This is a genomic window from Streptomyces sp. NPDC086554, from assembly GCF_040686095.1.
Taxonomy (GTDB): Bacteria; Actinomycetota; Actinomycetes; order Streptomycetales; family Streptomycetaceae; genus Streptomyces.
The window spans coordinates 40,898-58,078 of sequence record NZ_JBFBJK010000011.1 but is presented as its reverse complement, the minus strand read 5'-3'; the positions used below and the strand labels follow the sequence as shown (position 1 = coordinate 58,078).

General features: G+C 72.2%; 17 protein-coding genes. 8 read left to right on the top strand and 9 right to left on the bottom strand.

Going from position 1 to position 17,181, the window contains the following annotated elements; translation table 11 throughout:
- Nucleotides 1-425: 425 nt before the first annotated feature.
- Both AB0O76_RS19555 and fxsA read left to right on the top strand, forming a co-directional pair.
- Nucleotides 426-1,217 carry a polyprenol monophosphomannose synthase gene (locus AB0O76_RS19555; RefSeq protein ID WP_365492506.1) on the top strand — a complete coding sequence of 264 codons (792 nt, stop codon included), beginning with the start codon at nt 426-428 and terminating at the stop codon, nt 1,215-1,217.
- 99 nt (nt 1,218-1,316) lie between these two features.
- Entirely contained in the window at nt 1,317-1,892 is a 576-nt protein-coding gene (gene fxsA / locus AB0O76_RS19550) for an FxsA family membrane protein (protein ID WP_365492503.1), read from the top strand.
- An 82-nt stretch (nt 1,893-1,974) separates the two neighbouring features.
- On the opposite strand, the gene AB0O76_RS19545 is transcribed toward fxsA, so the two are convergent.
- From AB0O76_RS19545 to AB0O76_RS19530, 4 genes are all read right to left on the bottom strand, one after another.
- Nucleotides 1,975-2,349 carry an RNA polymerase-binding protein RbpA gene (locus AB0O76_RS19545; protein WP_030360404.1) on the bottom strand — a complete coding sequence of 125 codons (375 nt, stop codon included), beginning with the start codon at nt 2,347-2,349 and terminating at the stop codon, nt 1,975-1,977.
- 256 nt (nt 2,350-2,605) lie between these two features.
- Nucleotides 2,606-3,958, bottom strand: coding sequence for an MFS transporter (locus tag AB0O76_RS19540; RefSeq protein WP_365492500.1), 1,353 nt, complete (start codon nt 3,956-3,958; stop codon nt 2,606-2,608).
- 48 nt (nt 3,959-4,006) lie between these two features.
- A complete protein-coding gene (locus tag AB0O76_RS19535; protein ID WP_365492497.1) occupies nt 4,007-4,774 on the bottom strand; it encodes a glycerophosphodiester phosphodiesterase in 768 nt (255 codons plus the stop codon).
- Nucleotides 4,771-5,508 carry a hypothetical protein gene (locus tag AB0O76_RS19530; protein WP_365492494.1) on the bottom strand — a complete coding sequence of 246 codons (738 nt, stop codon included), beginning with the start codon at nt 5,506-5,508 and terminating at the stop codon, nt 4,771-4,773. Before AB0O76_RS19530 ends, AB0O76_RS19535 begins: the two co-directional genes overlap by 4 nt.
- A 64-nt stretch (nt 5,509-5,572) precedes the next feature.
- Here AB0O76_RS19530 and AB0O76_RS19525 point away from each other — a divergent pair, with 64 nt between their 5' ends.
- On the top strand, nt 5,573-7,072 hold the full coding sequence (locus AB0O76_RS19525; RefSeq protein WP_365492491.1) for a PLP-dependent aminotransferase family protein: 1,500 nt from the start codon (nt 5,573-5,575) through the stop codon (nt 7,070-7,072).
- A gap of 76 nt (nt 7,073-7,148) precedes the next feature.
- Here AB0O76_RS19525 and AB0O76_RS19520 read toward each other — a convergent pair whose 3' ends face one another.
- The gene (locus AB0O76_RS19520; RefSeq protein ID WP_365492488.1) at nt 7,149-8,729 is read right to left on the bottom strand and encodes a hypothetical protein; all 1,581 of its coding nucleotides are present in this window, start codon (nt 8,727-8,729) and stop codon (nt 7,149-7,151) included.
- Nucleotides 8,730-8,777: 48 nt separating this feature from the next.
- Nucleotides 8,778-8,972 (bottom strand): hypothetical protein, encoded by a 195-nt coding sequence (locus tag AB0O76_RS19515; RefSeq protein WP_365492485.1) that lies wholly within the window; start codon nt 8,970-8,972, stop codon nt 8,778-8,780.
- Nucleotides 8,973-9,263: 291 nt separating this feature from the next.
- Here AB0O76_RS19515 and AB0O76_RS19510 point away from each other — a divergent pair, with 291 nt between their 5' ends.
- The 5 genes from AB0O76_RS19510 to AB0O76_RS19490 all read left to right on the top strand — a co-directional run bounded on the left by AB0O76_RS19510 (nt 9,264) and on the right by AB0O76_RS19490 (nt 14,907).
- Nucleotides 9,264-9,656, top strand: a complete 393-nt coding sequence (locus tag AB0O76_RS19510) for an ankyrin repeat domain-containing protein (RefSeq protein ID WP_365492482.1) — start codon at nt 9,264-9,266, stop codon at nt 9,654-9,656.
- A 302-nt stretch (nt 9,657-9,958) separates the two neighbouring features.
- On the top strand, nt 9,959-11,377 hold the full coding sequence (locus AB0O76_RS19505) for a HEAT repeat domain-containing protein (RefSeq protein ID WP_365492479.1): 1,419 nt from the start codon (nt 9,959-9,961) through the stop codon (nt 11,375-11,377).
- A 148-nt stretch (nt 11,378-11,525) separates the two neighbouring features.
- Nucleotides 11,526-12,650, top strand: coding sequence for a glycosyltransferase family 1 protein (locus AB0O76_RS19500; protein WP_365492475.1), 1,125 nt, complete (start codon nt 11,526-11,528; stop codon nt 12,648-12,650).
- A 104-nt stretch (nt 12,651-12,754) separates the two neighbouring features.
- The gene (locus AB0O76_RS19495; RefSeq protein ID WP_365493095.1) at nt 12,755-14,056 is read left to right on the top strand and encodes a glycosyltransferase; all 1,302 of its coding nucleotides are present in this window, start codon (nt 12,755-12,757) and stop codon (nt 14,054-14,056) included.
- A complete protein-coding gene (locus tag AB0O76_RS19490) occupies nt 14,053-14,907 on the top strand; it encodes an SGNH/GDSL hydrolase family protein (protein ID WP_365492472.1) in 855 nt (284 codons plus the stop codon). The genes AB0O76_RS19495 and AB0O76_RS19490 overlap by 4 nt, the downstream gene beginning before the upstream one ends.
- A gap of 5 nt (nt 14,908-14,912) precedes the next feature.
- Here AB0O76_RS19490 and AB0O76_RS19485 read toward each other — a convergent pair whose 3' ends face one another.
- From AB0O76_RS19485 to AB0O76_RS19475, 3 genes are read right to left on the bottom strand one after another with little or no spacing between them, the layout of a single operon-like run.
- Nucleotides 14,913-15,785, bottom strand: a complete 873-nt coding sequence (locus tag AB0O76_RS19485; RefSeq protein ID WP_365492469.1) for a biotin-dependent carboxyltransferase family protein — start codon at nt 15,783-15,785, stop codon at nt 14,913-14,915.
- On the bottom strand, nt 15,782-16,396 hold the full coding sequence (locus tag AB0O76_RS19480; RefSeq protein ID WP_365492466.1) for an allophanate hydrolase subunit 1: 615 nt from the start codon (nt 16,394-16,396) through the stop codon (nt 15,782-15,784). Before AB0O76_RS19480 ends, AB0O76_RS19485 begins: the two co-directional genes overlap by 4 nt.
- On the bottom strand, nt 16,393-17,181 hold the full coding sequence (locus AB0O76_RS19475) for a 5-oxoprolinase subunit PxpA (protein ID WP_365492463.1): 789 nt from the start codon (nt 17,179-17,181) through the stop codon (nt 16,393-16,395). The genes AB0O76_RS19480 and AB0O76_RS19475 overlap by 4 nt, the downstream gene beginning before the upstream one ends.

Below are 17,181 nucleotides of genomic sequence, written 5' to 3'. Positions count from 1 at the left end.
CTGACCTGGCTGTCTCTCCAAACGGCCCAGGTCAAACGGCTATTGACAGAACGCCGCCGTCGGCCGGTAGGTTCGGCCGGGTCCACCACAGGACGTCCGACCGGGGAATCTCCACGCAGCCGTCGAACGCCGCTGGGCCATGGGTGGTGTGCCGCACCGGCGCACCACCGCTGGGAGCCAGGTCCAGCGCCCGTGTCGCCGGACGCGAGGGAACGTTCCACCGAGTCGGCAGGGGTGTGACCCGGGTGGGGCCCGGACGCTCAGTAGACAACGGCTCTCGGTCGACCCGCAGCCAGCGGGCCCCAGGTCGGCCCGAAGGGTGCCGGGCCCCGATCCGCAGTACTCCGTTCATCTGCCCGTGCCGCCGTGGCCTCGCGAGACGCGGCCACTATGGTGGTCCTCTGCGTACGAACGAAGGGGCAGTAGTGAACGACGGCGGTGGGGTCTCCGAAACCGGTGACCAGGGGAGGCAGTTCGGCCCGCTCGGCATGGCCTTGGTGATCATTCCGACCTACAACGAGGCGGAGAACATCCAGTCCATCGTCGGCCGTGTCCGGGCCGCCGTGCCCGATGTGCACATCCTCGTCGCCGACGACAACAGCCCCGACGGCACCGGCAAGATCGCCGATGAGCTCGCGGCCGACGACGAGCAGGTGCACGTACTGCACCGCAAGGGCAAGGAAGGCCTCGGCGCCGCCTACCTCGCGGGCTTCCGGTGGGGCCTCGACCACGACTACGGCGTGATCGTCGAGATGGACGCCGACGGCTCCCACCAGCCCGAGGAACTGCCCCGGCTGCTCACCGCCCTCAAGGGCGCCGACCTCGTGCTCGGCTCGCGCTGGGTGCCGGGCGGACGGATCGTCAACTGGCCCAAGTACCGCGAGTTCATCTCCCGCGGCGGCAGCACCTACTCCCGGCTGATGCTCGACGTGCCGCTGCGCGACATCACCGGCGGCTACCGCGCGTTCCGCCGCGAGACCCTCGAAGGCATCGGCCTCGACGAGGTCGCGTCGCAGGGCTACTGCTTCCAGGTCGACCTGGCCCGCCGGGCCATCAAGGCCGGGTACCACGTCGTCGAGGTCCCGATCACGTTCATCGAGCGCGAACACGGCGACAGCAAGATGAGCCAGGACATCGTCGCCGAGGCGCTCTGGCGCGTCACGGCGTGGGGCGTGGGCGAGCGCGTCGGCCGCGTCACGGGCCGCAAGCCGCGCTGAGGCCCGCACCGGCGCCCACGGCGGGCCGTGGGCGCCTGAGCGGCACTTATTGATCATCCCCTTATGCCGGACTGAACCGGGCCCAGGCACACTGGAGCCATGACGACTGGCGTACCGCCCACCCGACCCGCCCGGCCCCGGCGCTCACGCGTCCTGAGGTTCCTGCCGCTCGGCATCGCCGCGTGGCTGGTCCTGGAGATCTGGCTGCTGACCGTCGTGGCGGGCGCCGCCGGCGGGCTCACGGTCTTCCTGCTGCTCGTGGCCGGTGTGGTGCTCGGCGGCGTGGTCATCAAGCGTGCCGGACGCCGGGCCTTCCGGGAGCTCAGCGAGACCCTGCAACAGCAGCAGAGCGGCCTGACGCCCCCCGCAGCCGAGCGGGGCGGCGGCAACGCCCTCACGATGCTGGGCGGGCTGCTGCTCATCCTGCCGGGGCTGATCTCCGACGCCCTGGGACTGGTTCTCCTGGTGCCGCCCGTCCAGAAGACCGTCAGCCGATTCGCGGAGCGGACCATCGAGCGCAAGGTCCGCGAGGCCACCCCCGGCGGCCTCGGCGACGCCTTCCAGCAGGCGCGCATGCACCGCCCGGACGGCAAGGTCGTCCAGGGCGAGGTCATCAGGGACGACGAGCCGCAGAACCGGGGACCGCGCCCGGACGACCCGCAGCTCCCGCACTGAGCCTGCATACGCACATACGAAGGCCGGGGCCCTGCTCAGCAGGGCCCCGGCCTTCGTATGTGCGGTGTTGTTCAGTTCGCCGTCAGGCGGACTTGCGGCTGTCCCGCGGGTGCACCGCGATGTTCATGGCTCCTGACCGGAGAACCGCAAGGCGCTCCTCCAGGACCTCCTCGAGTTCCTCCCGAGTACGGCGCTCCATGAGCATGTCCCAGTGCGTACGCGCAGGCTTCCCCTTCTTCTCCTCAGGTCCATCGCCGTCAACGAGGAGTGCCTGGGCCCCGCAGACCTTGCACTCCCACTCCGGCGGGATTTCCGCCTCTACCGAGAACGGCATCTCAAATCGATGTCCGTTCTGGCATGCGTACTCCACGGCCTGGCGCGGAGCCAAGTCGATGCCGCGGTCGGTCTCGTAGCTGGTCACCACGAGGCGCGTGCCGCGAAGAGCTCGCTCACTCATGAATCGTGCCTCCCGGGCTTGTCGCCCACAGGACAGGTGTCGCTGTCGTCGTCATCCGGTCAACGTCCGGTCGGCGGTAAAGATTCCCGTTCAGGGTCATGCGTCGCCGTCGTATGCCGCCCCTTGTTGTACCCACCAGCGCCCGGTTTGTCACATCTGGTAACAGATGTCACCCAGCGTTTCTGAATGCTCATCGCGCAGTAACGGTCCGCCTGGTAGGCCAAACGCGTACACTACCGCCCTTTGGCTTCAGTTGCTAAATCCTGTCGGGTACGGGATTTCCCGCGTCGCGCACCGCACGCCGTACAGGCACCCTCGCGAGCAGCACGAAACCGATCACGAAGAAGGCCACCAGCGAGATGATCGCGTCCCGGTAGCTCCCCGTGAGCTGGTACGTCAGGCCGAACAGCAGGGGCCCCAGCCAGGCCATGCCGCGATCGCTGATCTCGTACGCGGAGAAGTACTCGGCCTCCTTGCCCGCAGGTACCAGATGCGAGAACAGGGACCGGGAGAGGGCCTGGGTGCCGCCGAGCACCAGACCGATCCCCGAGGCGAGCACGAAGAACCACACCGGCGCCCCCGACGGCAGGAAATACCCGGCGCCGATCGTCACCGTCCAGGCCACCAGCGAGCCCAGGATCGTGCGCTTGGCCCCGTACGTCCGAGCAAGGCGCCCCATGCCCAGCGCGCCCGCCACCGCGAGCAGCTGCACCAGCAGGACCGCCACGATCAGCGTGGACTGGCCAAGGCCCAGCTCCTCCGAGCCGTACACCGACGCCTGGGAGATCACCGTCTGCACACCGTCGTTGTAGACCAGGTACGCCAGGAGGAACGCGAGGGTGTGCGGGTGCTGCCGCATGTCGCGCACGGTCGACGCCAGTTGCCGCCAGCCGCGGCCCGCCGTCTCCGAAGGCGGCGCCTTGCGGTCGCGCAGCCTCCGCAGTGGTACGAGCGTGAACGCGCCCCACCACACACCTGCCGACGCCAGACAGATGCGTACGGCCGTCGCCTCGGAGACACCGAAGGTGTCATGCGCGAGGAACAGGACCAGATTCGCCACCAGGACGAGCGCGCCGGCCGCGTAACCGAACGCCCAGCCGCGCGAGGAGACCGCGTCGCGCTCCTGAGGCGTCGCGATCTGCGGCAGATAGGAGTTGTAGAGCACCATCGACACGGCGAGCGAGGCATTGGCGACGATCAGCAGGAAACCGCCCAGCAGATAGCGGTCGCCGTCCAGGAAGAACATCCCCGCCGTCGCCCCGGCCCCCAGATAGGCGGCTGCCGCCAGAAGCGGCTTCTTACGGCCCGAACGGTCGGCTGCGGCGCCCGCCAGCGGCATCACGAAGATCGAGACGAGCACCGACACCGAGACCGTGTACGCGAAGAACGACCCGGCGCTGACCGGGACACCCAGCGGATGGACGTACCCGTCCGCGTCCGCGGCCGCCTTGGCGATCTCCGTCAGATAAGGGCCGAGGAACACCGTCAGGACGCTCGTCGAGTAGACGGAACAGGCCCAGTCGTAGACGTACCAGCCGTGCTGCTCGCGCCGCCGCCCGGCGGCCTCCTCATCGGCCGTCCGCTCTGCCCGCACGGTGTCGTCGCCCACCCGTGCCCCCTCGCTGATCCCCGTGGTCCGCTGCCCCCGCCAAAGCGGTCAGGCCCAGGTGCCCCGGTCCTTCAGCGCCTCGCGCAGCGTCTCGATGTGATCGGAAATGATGCCATCCACTCCGAGGTCGAGAAGCGCCGTCATCCGTTCCGCGTCATTGACCGTCCAGACATGGACCTGCAGCCCGCGCGCGTGGGCCGCGCGCACGAAGCGGCGGTCGACCACCCGGATCCCGCCATGCGTCTCGGGCACCTGCGCGCACACCGCGGAACGGCGCACCGCGGCCGGCACGCCATAGGAGCGCAGCCGGAGCGCCGCCACACCCCGCGTCCCGTACGAGGTGGCCAGGCGCGGTCCCGCAAGACGCTGCGCCCTGGCCACCCGGGCCTCGGAGAACGAGCCCACGCACACACGGTCCCAGGCGTCCGTACGGCGCAGCAGATCAAGGAGCGGGAGCAGGGCGGGCTCGGCCTTGACGTCCACGTTCCAGCGGACGTCCGGGAACGACTCCAGGAGCTCTTCGAAGAGGGGCACAGGCTCACTGCCCGCCACGCGCGCGTGGCGCACGTCGTCCCAGGGAAGGTCGGCGATCCGCCCGACCCCGTCCGTCACCCGGTCAAGGGTCGCGTCGTGGAAAGCGACCAGCTTGCCGTCCGACGTGGCGTGCACATCCGTCTCGATGTACCGGTAGCCCAGGCCGACGGCGTGCCGGAACGCGGCCACGGTGTTCTCCAGACCGTCGGCCGCCCCGCCGCGGTGGGCGAAGGCGAGCGGGCCCGGATGATCGAGATAGGGATGGCGTATGTGCGTGGTCACCGCCGCAGTATCGCCTGCTCCGGTTGACCGCCGGCGGCCACCACATCACCCCTGGATGGAGCAGGGACGGCGAAGAAGCGCAGGAAGAACTGGGCGAGCGGCCCGATCGCCAGCGCGTACAGGATCGTCCCCACGCCGACCGTGCCGCCCAGAGTGAAGCCGGTGGCCACCACCGCCACCTCGATCAGCGTCCGCATCAGGCGGATCGAACGGCCCGTGCTCTGATGCAGGCCCGTCATCAGACCGTCCCGCGGCCCAGGCCCGAACCTGGCCGAGATGTAGAGCCCGGTCGCCACACCGTTCAGGACGATGCCCGCCACCAGGAGCGGGACACGGGCGGCGAGCGCGTGCGCGTCCGGAACGAGCGCGAGGGTGCCGTCCATCGCCAGGCCCACGACGAAGACATTGGACACCGTGCCCAGACCGGGACGCTGCCTCAGCGGGATCCACAGCAGCAGCACGGCCGCGCCCACGAAGATCGAGACGACGCCGATCGACATCCCGGTCAGCTCCGCCAGACCCTGGTGCAGCACGTTCCACGGTTCGAGGCCGAGCCCGGACTCCACCAGGAGCGCGGAGCTTGCCCCGTACAGCGCCAGACCTACGTACAACTGGATCAGCCGGCGCGCCAGATGCGCCTTCACCGGCCGCGGCCGCTCCGTGGTGGAGGGCTTCGTCGTGGGCTTCGTCGTGGACAAGGAATGCCCCCCGCTAGTGGTAGTGGCCTGACGCATGACACTCTGTGGCTCGTAAAGGGATGCCAACCATGGCCAATTCCAGGAAGGTGGACTGGGAATCATGGCTCAGTGGACTTCGGCGGTGGGTGCCACGCAGCTCGCCCGGCTGCTCACCTCTCAGCAGAGCCGCCCCGCGGGCCCGGGCACCCGCAGGCCGCCCGCCTACCGCGCCCTCGCCGACGGCATCCGCATGCTCGTCCTCGAAGGCCGGGTCCCCGTCGCCGCCCGGCTGCCCGCCGAGCGCGAACTGGCCGTGTCGCTCTCCGTCAGCCGCACCACCGTCGCCGCCGCATACGAGGCACTGCGCACCGAAGGATTCCTGGAATCCCGCAGGGGAGCGGGCAGTTGGACCGCAGTCCCGGCCGGAAACCCCCTGCCCGCGCGCGGCCTTGAACCCCTGCCGCCCGAGGCGCTCGGCTCGATGATCGACCTGGGGTGCGCTGCCCTGCCCGCGCCCGAGCCCTGGCTCACCCGCTCCGTCCAGGGCGCCCTCGAGGAACTGCCTCCCTACGCGCACACCCACGGCGACTACCCGGCAGGACTGCCCGAACTGCGCCAGATGCTCGCCGAGCGCTACACCGCACGCGGCATCCCGACCATGCCCGAACAGATCATGGTCACGACCGGTGCGATGGGCGCCATCGACGCGATCTGCCACCTCTTCGCGCCGCGCGGCGAACGCATCGCCGTGGAATCCCCGTCGTACGCCAACATCCTCCAGCTCATGCGCGAGACGGGCGCCCGCCTCGTCCCCGTCGCCATGGCCGATGGACTCGGCGGCTGGGACATGGACCGTTGGCGCCAGGTGCTGCGCGACGCGGCGCCCCGGCTCGCCTACGTGGTCGCCGACTTCCACAACCCCACCGGCGCACTCGCCGACGAGGACCAGCGGCGCCAACTCGTCGACGCGGCCCGCTCATCGGGCACCGTCCTCGTCGTCGACGAGACGATGAGCGAACTGCAGCTCGACACGGACCTGCCGATGCCGCGCCCCGTCTGCGGATTCGACCCGGCGGGCTCGACCGTCATCACCGTCGGCTCGGCGAGCAAGGCCTTCTGGGCGGGCATGCGCATCGGCTGGGTGCGGGCCGCCCCCGATGTGATCCGCAGCCTGATCTCGGCCCGCGCGTACGCCGACATGGGCACCCCCGTCCTGGAGCAGCTGGCCGTGAACTGGCTCCTGAACACCGGCGGTTGGGAGTCGGCCGTCGAGGTGCGCAGGGCCCAGGCACGCGAGAACCGTGATGCCCTGGTCGCCGCGGTCCGCCGTGAACTGCCCGGCTGGGAGTTCGAGGTCCCGGCCGGCGGCCTCACCCTCTGGGTGCGCACCGGCGGCATCTCCGGCTCCCGCCTCGCCGAGGTCGGCGAACGCGTGGGGGTCAGGGTTCCGTCAGGGCCACGCTTCGGAGTGGACGGCGCCTTCGAGGGGTATGTGCGGCTGCCGTTCACCGTGGGAGGCGCGGTGGCGGATGAGGCGGCGGCGCGACTGGCGGCGGCGGCTCGACTGGTGGAGACGGGGGCGGGGGCTGGGGTGGAGACGCCTCGGGCGTTTGTGGCCTGATGCCCGGCAGACAGCGGGTGACGGATGACTGGTGACAGATTCTGAAATCTGTCACCAGTCATCCGTCATGTGTTCTTCAGCCCTCGGCAGGCACCGGCTCAGGCTCAGCCCTCGCCGGTCCCGCCACCGTCTCGGCCTCATCCGCCGGTGCGCTCCGCCCCGGCAGCAGCTCCAGGACCGCCTGCCGGTGCGACTCGGTGGTCGCGTCGTCGTACGGGTCGGGTGTCGCGGGCACCTGGAGGCGGTGCACCGCGGCCGAGCCGAGCCGGGCGTAGCCGCGGCCGGGCGGGACGTCGGCCGTGGGGGTCGTGTGCGGCGGTACTCCGAGGATGTCCTCGAGTTGGCCGGGCGTCGCGGGGCCGAGCACCACGCGCGCGCGGGTGTGCTGCCGTACGGGGTCGCTCAGCGCGTCCAGGCTGTCGAACTGGTCGGCCACGACGACCGTGACCGCGGCCGCCCTGCCGTGCCGCAGCGGTACCTGGAGCAGTGACTGCGGGTCCTGGTGTCCGTCGGCCGCCGCCAGGTGGCCGAGGATGCTGGGGCGGTCCAGGAGGATCCACAGGGGGCGCTTGGTGTCGTCCGGTGCGGGGTGGCCGGCCTGCCGGGCGCGGTTGGCGGAGATGAGGCGCCGCTCCGTCTCGTGTGCCGCCCACTCCAGGCTGGCCAGGGCCCCGGCGAGCCCGCACTCGACGGCCAGGACGCCGTCACGGCCGGTCAGGCAGGCGTAGTCGCCGGTGCCGCTGCCCTCGACGATCAGGATGTCGCCGTGCTGGAGGGCCTGCAGGGCGATGGACCGCAGCAGGCTGGTGGTGCCGCTGCCGGGCTGGCCGACCACCAGGAGGTGCGGCTCGGTGGAACGAGGGCCTGTGCGCCAGACGACGGGGGGTGCGTCGCGCTGGTCGTCGCCGTCCGCCACGGGCAGGGTGCGCTGGACTCCGGTGGGGTCGGTGAAGCCGAGCACGGTCTCGCCGGGCGCGGTGACGAATCGCTGGGCGGCGATGTCGGTGGGCAGCGGGGGCAGCACGTTCACCGTGAGCTGGTTGCCCTCCGCGTCCCACTCGAAGTGGTATTCGCGGCCGCGGCCCGACTTGGCGTGCAGGAGCTGCTCGATCCGTGCGCGGGACTCGGCCTCGCCATCGGTGAAGTACGCCGGGTAGCGCACCACCAGATGGGAGACGCGTCCGGAGTCGTCGAACACGTACGACGAGAAGGCCTTGTCCCACTCGCCGCCGTGCGAGAAGAGCGGGGCGGGGTCCTCGGGGACGGAGAAGTACGGGACGAGTGCTTCGTAGAGGGACTGCAGCCGCTGGATTTGCGTCTCGTCGGGGCCGGTCGGCGCGGGCGCCGTGCGCTCCCGTCCTGTCCACGCGGCGGCCGCCATCAGGCAGATGGCGGCGAGCAGCGGACCGTACGGAATGAGTGCCACGACCAGGACCACGGAGGCCACGAGGAACAGCAGCGGTCCGCGCCGGTCCTTGGGTGTGTCGGCCCACTTGCGCCGCCCGACTGAAACCAGCCGGCGCAGTCCACGGGTGATCGTGATCAGCGGGTGGAGGACGTCGGTGGCGCTGTCGGCGGCCGACCGTGCGAGCTCCCGGCTCCGGGCGATCGGGGCAGTGCCGTTGCTCAGAATGCGGGGGAGGGGGCGCCGGGCCACGTCAGTCTCCTGATGGTGCGAACGAAGTACTACGGGGGGCAGGGGACGTCAGAACTTGATCCCGCCGAGAAGGCTCGCCAGGCTCGCGCTGCCCGCCTTGATACTCGGAGCGATGGCGGTGCCCGCCATGAAGAAGCCGAAGAGTGCGCAGACCACCGCGTGGGACGCCTTGAGGCCGTCCTTGCGGAAGAAGAGGAAGACGATGATGCCGAGCAGCACGACGCTCGAGACGGAAAGGATCATGAGGATTCTCCTGGTTGGCGGGGACAGTCACCATGAGTTGTTCCAGATTCACAGCATGTATCCATACGATAAAAGGTGCAAATGGGGGAATTTCATGTAATTTCCCTCGAATGGCCGAGGCTCCTGGGCCACCCGAGCGCAGGTCGTGAGGTGTACGGCCCCCTTGTGATCTTTGCCGTGGGCGGGCCCGGCCATGTGCACGGACGGGCAGTACCCTGTCGATTCACTCGTACGGCTGCACCCGCGCCGTGCGCCCCCGATCTATCCCGCAGTCGAAAGGCGGTCCGGTCCATGAGCGAAGCACCCGACCCGGAAGTCGTGGAGCTGGCGACCAAGATCTTCGATCTGGCCCGCCAGGGCGACACCGAGGCGCTCGCGGCGTACGTGGACGCGGGCGTTCCGGCCAACCTCACCAACGACAGCGGCGACTCGCTCGTGATGCTGGCGGCCTACCACGGGCACGCCGAAGCGGTCCGTGCCCTCCTGGAGAGGGGCGGTGACGCCAACCGTGCCAACGACCGGGGGCAGACGCCGCTCGCCGGAGCCGTCTTCAAGGGCGAGGACGCGGTGATCAGGGCGCTGCTCGACGGTGGCGCCGATCCGGCCGCGGGGACTCCGTCAGCGGTGGACACCGCCCGGATGTTTGCCAAGACGGAGCTGCTCGAGCTGTTCGGGGCGGCCTGAACGGGGTAGCTGACCAGCAACAACGGGGGCGCTGGAAATGTGGTCGCGGCGGGCTGAACCGCTGGGTCATCATGACGACGTGATTTACGGACGCGACGGCGGGGCAGGTGTTGCCGCACCGCGCGGACCGTGAGCGGCCCGCCCCCGGACTCTCCGTCCGGGATCCCTTCGGGCCATGGACGAGAGGCAGAGGAAGATGGTCTACAACAAGCAAGAGACGGCGGGCGGCCCGACCTGTTGGCGCACGGCCAGGTAATTCACGATTCCCGGTTGCGTCGACGCTTGATGTGAGGCTGTTTCCCATGTTCGATCCGGTCATAGCGCCCAGCGGTACCCTGCTCGGCCTGCTGCAGCGGGGCCGCGGCGACGGCACGCTGCACGCACTCACGGCACCCCGGTCCGAGGCGCTGGCCGCCCTCGACCACTGTGTGCTCCACGATCCCCGCCACGACTGGCAGGTGGAGAACCGCTCCCTGTACTTCGCCCGCCTCTACCTCGATCTGCGCGGCGAGATCAAGGGCATCGAGCGGCACCTGTTCGACCCCGAGGACGTCCTGGACACGGACGACTCACGCACCGGCCTCGCGCTCTCGGTCCTGGGCCACCTGGCCTCGTACGGCAGGCGTGACGCCCTGGAGCTGCTGCGCAGGTACGCGGCGTTCGGTGCCAACTGGGCGTGGGCTCTCGACGAGCTCGCGCTGCGGGACGACGACGCGGGCCTGCGCGCCCTGGCCGCCCCCGTGCTCGCCAGATTCCCCGCCGACGCGGAGGGCGAGGCCGAACTGGCCGCCGCCGTGCGCGACGCCTACGAGCCGCGGCCCTGGCGGCTGTGGGAGGAGGACCCCCGCGCCGATATCGGCGCCCGTGTGCGTGCCGCACGGGAACGGGGCTCCTTCGACCGCTGGCAGCGCCAGATGCGGCCGTCGGGGCCACGCCCCGGCTGGAGCGTCCAGGCCGTTTTCGACTGGGCACAGGAGGGACTTGAGCGCGGCGCCGTGCTGCACGTTCCTGCCGCCCGCTGCCTGACCGCGGTCGCCGGACCCGACGACCGCGCCGAGATCCTCGAAGCCGCCCGCAACGGCTCCGACGGGGCGCGCGGCACCGCCTTGCGCTACTTGGCCGACGCCCATGACCCCGCTGTCTTCGAGCTGATCGAGTACGCCGTGGAGAGCCCGTCCCGGGTCGTGGTGGACGCGGCGACCGAGGCCTTCGAGCGGATGCGCAGCGTCGCCGCCGTGGAGCGGGCCCGCCGCTGGGCGTACCGGCCCGACGCCCTCGGCGCCGCCGCCGGACGGGTGCTCGCCTGCCGAGGCGGCGCCCACGACAGCAAGCTGGTGCTCGCCGCGCTGCGGGAAGCGGTCCGCGGCGAGGGCCCGGACGCGCCCACCCTCTGGACCCTCGTGGACGGAGCCGGACGGCTCGGCATCGCCTGCGCGGCACCCGTCCTTCGGCACGTCTACCGCGAGACCGCCTCGTCCCATCTGCGCGGCCGCGCCGCCCGCGCGCTCGCCGCCACCGACCCCTCCTTCGCCGCCGGATTCGCCGTCGAATGCCTGTGGGACTGCGAGGAGTCCACCCGCGAGGTCGCCGCACGGCACGCCGAGACCGGTGACGCCCGCGTGGTCACCCAGCTCAGAAGGCTCGCCGCGGACCCCGCCGAAGAGGACGACGTACAGACCGCCGTGCGCAGCAGAATCGACCCCGACGCGGCCGAGGTGTGACGCGGCGCTGAGCGGGGCGTGATCCCGGCCCTGAGCGGGGCGCGATCCCGCCCCTGAGGCGGGCGTGGAGGGGAACGCTCATGGGACGTTCCCCGCCAGGAAAGATCCACGTTGACGTGCCCACGCCCCGCACGACGACAACACGGGTATGCGTGTCGTCATCGTCACCGAATCCTTCCCTCCCGACGTCAATGGTGTGGCGCACTGTGCGCTGCAGACCGCCCGGCAGCTCGTCGCCCGCGGTCACGACCCCCTCGTCATCGCCCCGGCCCCCGCGGCCGGGGCGGACGCCGATGAAAGCGCGCCCTGCCCCGTCGTCCGCGTCCCCTCCCTGCCGCTTCCCGGCTATCCGCAGGTCAGGGTGGCGCTGCCGAGCCGTCGCCTTTCCGCGGCGCTGAGCGCGCACCGGGCCGAACTCGTCCATCTCGCCAGCCCGTTCGTGCTCGGCGCCCGCGGCATGGCGGCCGCAGCCCGGCAGGGCATTCCGGCCGTCGCCGTCTACCAGACGGACCTGGGCGGCTACGCACGTACGTACATGGGCATGGGGGAGTCCACCGCCTGGCGGCGCATCCGCGCCGTGCACACGGCGGCCGATCGCACGCTCGCCCCGTCGTCGGCCGCCCTGAGCGACCTTGTGGCGCACGGCGTGCCACGGGTGCGGCTGTGGCCGCGCGGCGTGGACACCACACGGTTTCGCCCCTCCCTGCGGGACGACGCGATACGTCGTGAACTCGCCCCGGACGGCGAGCTGATCGTCGGCTACGTGGGCCGCCTCGCCCCCGAGAAGCAGGTCGAACTCCTTGCCGGCGCCTGCGGCCTGGAGGGCGTGCGCGTCGTCGTCGTGGGCGACGGGCCCAGCGAGGACTCCGTGCGGGCGGCGCTGCCGGGCGCACTCCTCCTGGGGCGCCGTACCGGGGACGAACTCGCCAGGATCTTCGCCTCGTTGGACCTGTTCGTGCACACCGGGCCCTACGAGACGTTCTGCCAGACCGTGCAGGAGGCGATGGCCAGCGGAGTCCCGGTGGTCGCGCCCGCCGCGGGCGGACCGCTCGACCTCGTCGTGCCGGGACGCACCGGCGTCCTCGTACCGCCGAGGGACGTCCTCGCGGTGCGGGACGCGGTGTGGGCGCTCGCCGCCGATCCGGGGCTGCGCGCCGCCTACGGAGCGGCCGGACGTGCCGCCGTCGAGGGGCGCACCTGGGGCGCCGTGGGCGAGCAGCTCGTCGGCCACTACGCCGAGGTGCTCGCGACGCGGACGGCGGTGGCGGCGTGAGTGCGGCGGCCTACAGGGAGGCGGCCTACAGGGAGGCGGCAGCTTCCCGCGAAGCTGCTTCCCGCGAGGCGGCGGCGGGGTCCGGCGCACGGCCCACGGAGTCGCTGCGGATCGTGCGGCTCGCCAACTTCGTCGCGCCCTCGTCGGGCGGACTGCGCACCGCACTGCGCGAGTTGGGCCGCGGCTACCGGGCGGCCGGACACGAGCCCGTCCTCATCGTGCCCGGCGAGCGGGCCTCGGTGCACGACACCGAGCAGGGGCGCGTGCTGACCCTGCCGGGCCGCGTGCTGCCCGGCACCGGCGGCTACCGGGTTCTCACGGACCGCGCGCGGGTGGCAAGGCTCCTGGAGCGCCTCGCCCCCGACCGGCTCGAGGTCTCCGACCGTACGACACTGCGCTGGACCGGCGCGTGGGCCCGCTACCGCCGCATCCCGGCCGTGATGGTCTCCCACGAGGCGACCGACGCGGTCCTCAGGACCTGGGGCCTGCCTCCTGGGGCCGCCCTCCGTGCCGCCGACGCGCTCAACTCCCGTACCGCGCACGCGTACGCGCGTGTCGTGTGCACCACGGAGTGGGCGGAGCGGGAGTTCGTCCGTATCGGGGCGCGCAATGTCGTACGTGCTCCACTCGGCGTCGATCTGGAAGGGCGTCACCCGGGGCTGCGCGATGCCCGCGTGCGGGCCCGCCACGCGCGCGTGGACGACGTGCTTCTCGTGCTGTGCTCACGGCTGTCTGTGGAGAAGCGCCCCGGCACGGCGCTCGACGCCCTGGAGGCGCTGCGCGGGCGGGGCGTACGGGCCGTGCTCGTCGTGGCGGGGGACGGCCCCTTGCGCGGCCGCCTCGAACAGCGGGCGCGCGAGCGGCGGTTGCCGGTGACCTTCCTCGGCCATGTCGCGGACCGCGCGGCCCTGGGGGCGCTGCAGGCGACGGCCGACGTCTGCCTGGCGCCGGGCCCGTGCGAGACGTTCGGCCTCGCGGCCCTGGAGTCCCTGGCCTGCGGCACACCGGTGGTGGCCAGCGCGTCGTCGGCGCTGCCGGAGATCGTGGGCGGGGCGGGCATCGCAGCGGAGGACGACGGAGGGGCGTTCGCTTCGGCAGTCCGGACGCTGCTGGCGCGACCTGAGCGGGAGCGCAGGGGGGCGGCACGCGCGCGTGCGGAGGGCTTCGGGTGGGACGGGGCGGTCGGGGCGTTCCTGACAGCGCACGAGGCGAGCCCTGCTGGCGCGTGCCCTGGTTGCCCTGGTTGCCCTGGTTGTGGGCAGGCGTCCCGCAAGGCGAGTGGGGTCTCCCCTGCTCGAGCGGAGCCGAGAGCTTGGGGAAGGGTGGGCACAACCCCCCTGCCGAGCACCGAAGCATCAGGCGGAGGGGCAAGCACGGCAACGGATCACACGGGGTACGCATCATGAGCCCGCTGCGTTTCGTAGCCATGGGCGACTCCCTCACCGAGGGGATCGGCGACCCCGTAGCGGAAGGATGGCGCGGCTGGGCGGCGCTGCTGGCCGCCGGGCTCACGGGGGACGAAGCAGGCGTGGAGTTCCACAACCTGGCCGTCAGCGGCGCCCAGACCTCGGATGTCCTGCACCGCCAGCTGCCCGCGGCACTGGGCCTGCGGCCAGCCATCGTCTCCGTAGTCGTCGGCGTCAACGACACCCTCCGCTGCACCTTCGACATCCACGCCGTCGCCGCCCGCCTCGATCAGATCTACTCCTCCTGCGCGCAGCAGGGCGCCCTGCTGCTCACCGCCTGCCTGCCCGACCCCGGCGCCATGCTCGGCCTGCCGGGCGCGCTGGCCCGCCCGCTGGCAAGGCGCCAGCGCGGAGTCAACGCGGTCGTCCACGCCCTGTCCGAGCGGTACGGCGCGGTGCACCTGCACGCGGCGGAGGGCGACTGGGTCGCCGACCGCGACCTGTGGAGCGCGGACCGGCTGCACCCCGGCGAACGCGGGCACCGACTGCTCGCCGCCCGCTTCCACGCACTGCTCGCGGCACGCGGCGCCGCCGCCGGAAGCCCGCCGTCCCCCGAGCCCCAACTCCCGCAGCCCACCCGGTCGGCGAGCATCTGGTGGCTGGCCACCGCCGGCACCGGATGGGTGGCACGCCGGTGCACCGATCTGCTGCCCCAGCTGCTCACCCTCGCGGCCGACGAGGTACGCCACCAGATGCGGGGCAGCAGCGCGCGCCTCGACCTGATCGCCAGCCACGGGGTGGCCACGGCCCTCGCCGCGCTCTCGGCCGCCGAGCAGCCGGACGCGGCGTAGGGGTCTCAGGTACGCGGTGCGCCGGTGACGAAACGCAGCGGCGTGCCCGGCACCGTCTGGGCGGCCGCGCAGAGGTCGGCCTCCCTGACCACCGCGATCACCGGGTATCCGCCGGTTGTCGGGTGGTCGGCGAGGAACACCACGGGCCGGCCGTCCGGCGGCACCTGGACGGCGCCGAGGACCATGCCTTCACTGGGCAGCTCGCCGGTGAACGCCCTCTCCAGGGACGGGCCTTCGGTGCGCAGGCCGATGCGGTTGCTCGCCGACGACACCCGGTACGCGCGCGTGGTCAGCGTGCGCAGGGCGGTGGGCGTGAACCAGTCGGCGCGTGGTCCGGGCGTCACCCGCAGGATCAGTTCGTGCGGTGGCGCCGGGTGCGGGACGGTGTCCACGCGCGCGTGGGGCGCGACAACGCCTCCCAGGGGGAGGACGGTTCCGTCCGCCAGGGGCGGTGGGCCGAGCCCGGAGAGCAGGTCCGTGGACCGGCTGGCGAGCACGGGTTCGACGGCGACGCCGCCGCCGAACGCGACGTAGCACCGTACTCCGGAGACGGCCGCTCCGATGTCGAGCAGCGCCCCGGCCGGGACGCGCACGGGCGCACCCCACGCCACGGGACGCCCGTCGACAGTCACCGCGCACGGCGCGCCGACGACCGCCACCGTCACGGCGCAACGGGGCCTCACGGAGCACCCGTTGAGGGTGGTCTCCAGGACGGCGGCGTCGGGTGGGTTGCCGACGAGGCGGTTGGCCAGGCGCGCGGCGGCCGGATCGAGCGCTCCGGAGCGCGGCACCCCGAGGTGCGCGTGCCCGGGGCGTCCCTGGTCCTGCACGGTGGTCAGCGCCCCGGCCCGTACGACGGCGAAGGCACGGTCGGTCATCGTGCCTCCGGGACGAAGCGCACCCGTACGCCGGGAGCGAGCAGCGCGGCGGGCACGCGCGCGTGGTCCCACAGCACGGCATCGGTCGAACCGATCAGCTGCCAGCCACCGGGCGACGGGCGCGGGTACACCCCGGTGTACGGCCCGGCGAGGGCGACGCTGCCCGCCGGGACGGTCGTGCGCGGAGTGGCCCGGCGCGGTACTTCGTAGGGGCCCGGCAGCCCCGTCAGATAGCCGAAGCCGGGCGCGAACCCGCAGAAGGCGACCCGGAATTCGGCCGCCGAGTGGATCCGTGCGACCTCCCCGGGCGGCACACCCCAGTGCGCGGCCACCTCCGCCAGGTCGGGGCCGTCGTATCGCACCGGGATCTCCAGTACGTCCTCGTCGCGAGCCGGGAGCGGCGGGATCTCCAGACCGGCGAGCTCCGCCCCGACACGGCCGGGGTCGTCGAGGCCGTCAAGCAGCACCGTGCGCGCCGCGGGCACGAGTTCGCGCACGCGGATGAGTCCCGCGGCCCTGCGGCGCAGCAGCTCGGCGTGGAGCGCCTGCGCCTCGGCCCCGTCGGCGAGTTCGACGAGCAGCGCCCGGCCGCCGACCGGAAGCACCCTCACGCGAAGGCCTCGACGCCGACGCCCGCCGCTTCGAGCCGTGCCCGGATCTCGCGGGCCAGGCCCACCGCCCCCGGAGTGTCGCCGTGCAGGCACAGCGAACGCGCGCGGACCTCGATCCGCTGCCCGTCCTGGGCGGTGACGGTCCCCGACCTGGCCATGGAGACCGAGCGTTCGACCACGGCGGCCTCGTCCGCGATGACGGCGCCGTCCTGGCCGCGCGGCACGAGCGTGCCCTGCGGGGTGTACGCGCGGTCCACGAAGGCCTCCGTGACGACGGGGAGGCCCGCCTTGTCGGCCACCTCCAGGAAGCGCGATCCGGGCAGGCCGAGCACCGGGAGCGTGCCGTCGGCGAGCAGTACGCCGTCGACGACGGCACGCGCCTGGTCCTCGTCGTGGACGACGCGGTTGTAGAGCGCGCCGTGCGGCTTCACGTACGACACGCGCGTGCCCGCCGCCCGTGCGAAGACCTCCAAGGCGCCGATCTGGTACGCCACTTCGGCTGCGAGCTCGTCGGGCGGCACGTCCATCGCGCGCCGCCCGAAGCCCGCCAGGTCGCGGTAGGAGACCTGCGCGCCGATCCGTACCCCGCGCGCGGCCGCCTGCGCGCACACCCGGCGCATGGTGACCGCGTCCCCCGCATGAAAGCCGCAGGCCACATTGGCGCTGGTGACGACGGAGAGGAGCTCCTCGTCGTCGGTCAGGCGCCAGCGGCCGAAGCCCTCACCGAGGTCGGCGTTGAGATCGATCACGGCGTCGGCAGACGTTCCTGCAGAGGCGTCGGTCAT

Excerpts from the sequence above, each read along its gene's own strand:
- AB0O76_RS19485 (WP_365492469.1), bottom strand. The coding sequence starts at position 15,785 with ATGACCGACCGTGCCTTCGCCGTCGTACGGGCCGGGGCGCTGACCACC.
- AB0O76_RS19475 (WP_365492463.1), bottom strand. The coding sequence starts at position 17,181 with ATGACCGACGCCTCTGCAGGAACGTCTGCCGACGCCGTGATCGATCTC.
- AB0O76_RS19530 (WP_365492494.1), bottom strand. The coding sequence starts at position 5,508 with ATGCGTCAGGCCACTACCACTAGCGGGGGGCATTCCTTGTCCACGACG.
- AB0O76_RS19490 (WP_365492472.1), top strand. The coding sequence starts at position 14,053 with ATGAGCCCGCTGCGTTTCGTAGCCATGGGCGACTCCCTCACCGAGGGG.
- AB0O76_RS19500 (WP_365492475.1), top strand. The coding sequence starts at position 11,526 with ATGCGTGTCGTCATCGTCACCGAATCCTTCCCTCCCGACGTCAATGGT.
- AB0O76_RS19515 (WP_365492485.1), bottom strand. The coding sequence starts at position 8,972 with ATGATCCTTTCCGTCTCGAGCGTCGTGCTGCTCGGCATCATCGTCTTC.
- AB0O76_RS19510 (WP_365492482.1), top strand. The coding sequence starts at position 9,264 with ATGAGCGAAGCACCCGACCCGGAAGTCGTGGAGCTGGCGACCAAGATC.
- AB0O76_RS19545 (WP_030360404.1), bottom strand. The coding sequence starts at position 2,349 with ATGAGTGAGCGAGCTCTTCGCGGCACGCGCCTCGTGGTGACCAGCTAC.
- fxsA (WP_365492503.1), top strand. The coding sequence starts at position 1,317 with ATGACGACTGGCGTACCGCCCACCCGACCCGCCCGGCCCCGGCGCTCA.
- AB0O76_RS19505 (WP_365492479.1), top strand. The coding sequence starts at position 9,959 with ATGTTCGATCCGGTCATAGCGCCCAGCGGTACCCTGCTCGGCCTGCTG.
- AB0O76_RS19525 (WP_365492491.1), top strand. The coding sequence starts at position 5,573 with ATGGCTCAGTGGACTTCGGCGGTGGGTGCCACGCAGCTCGCCCGGCTG.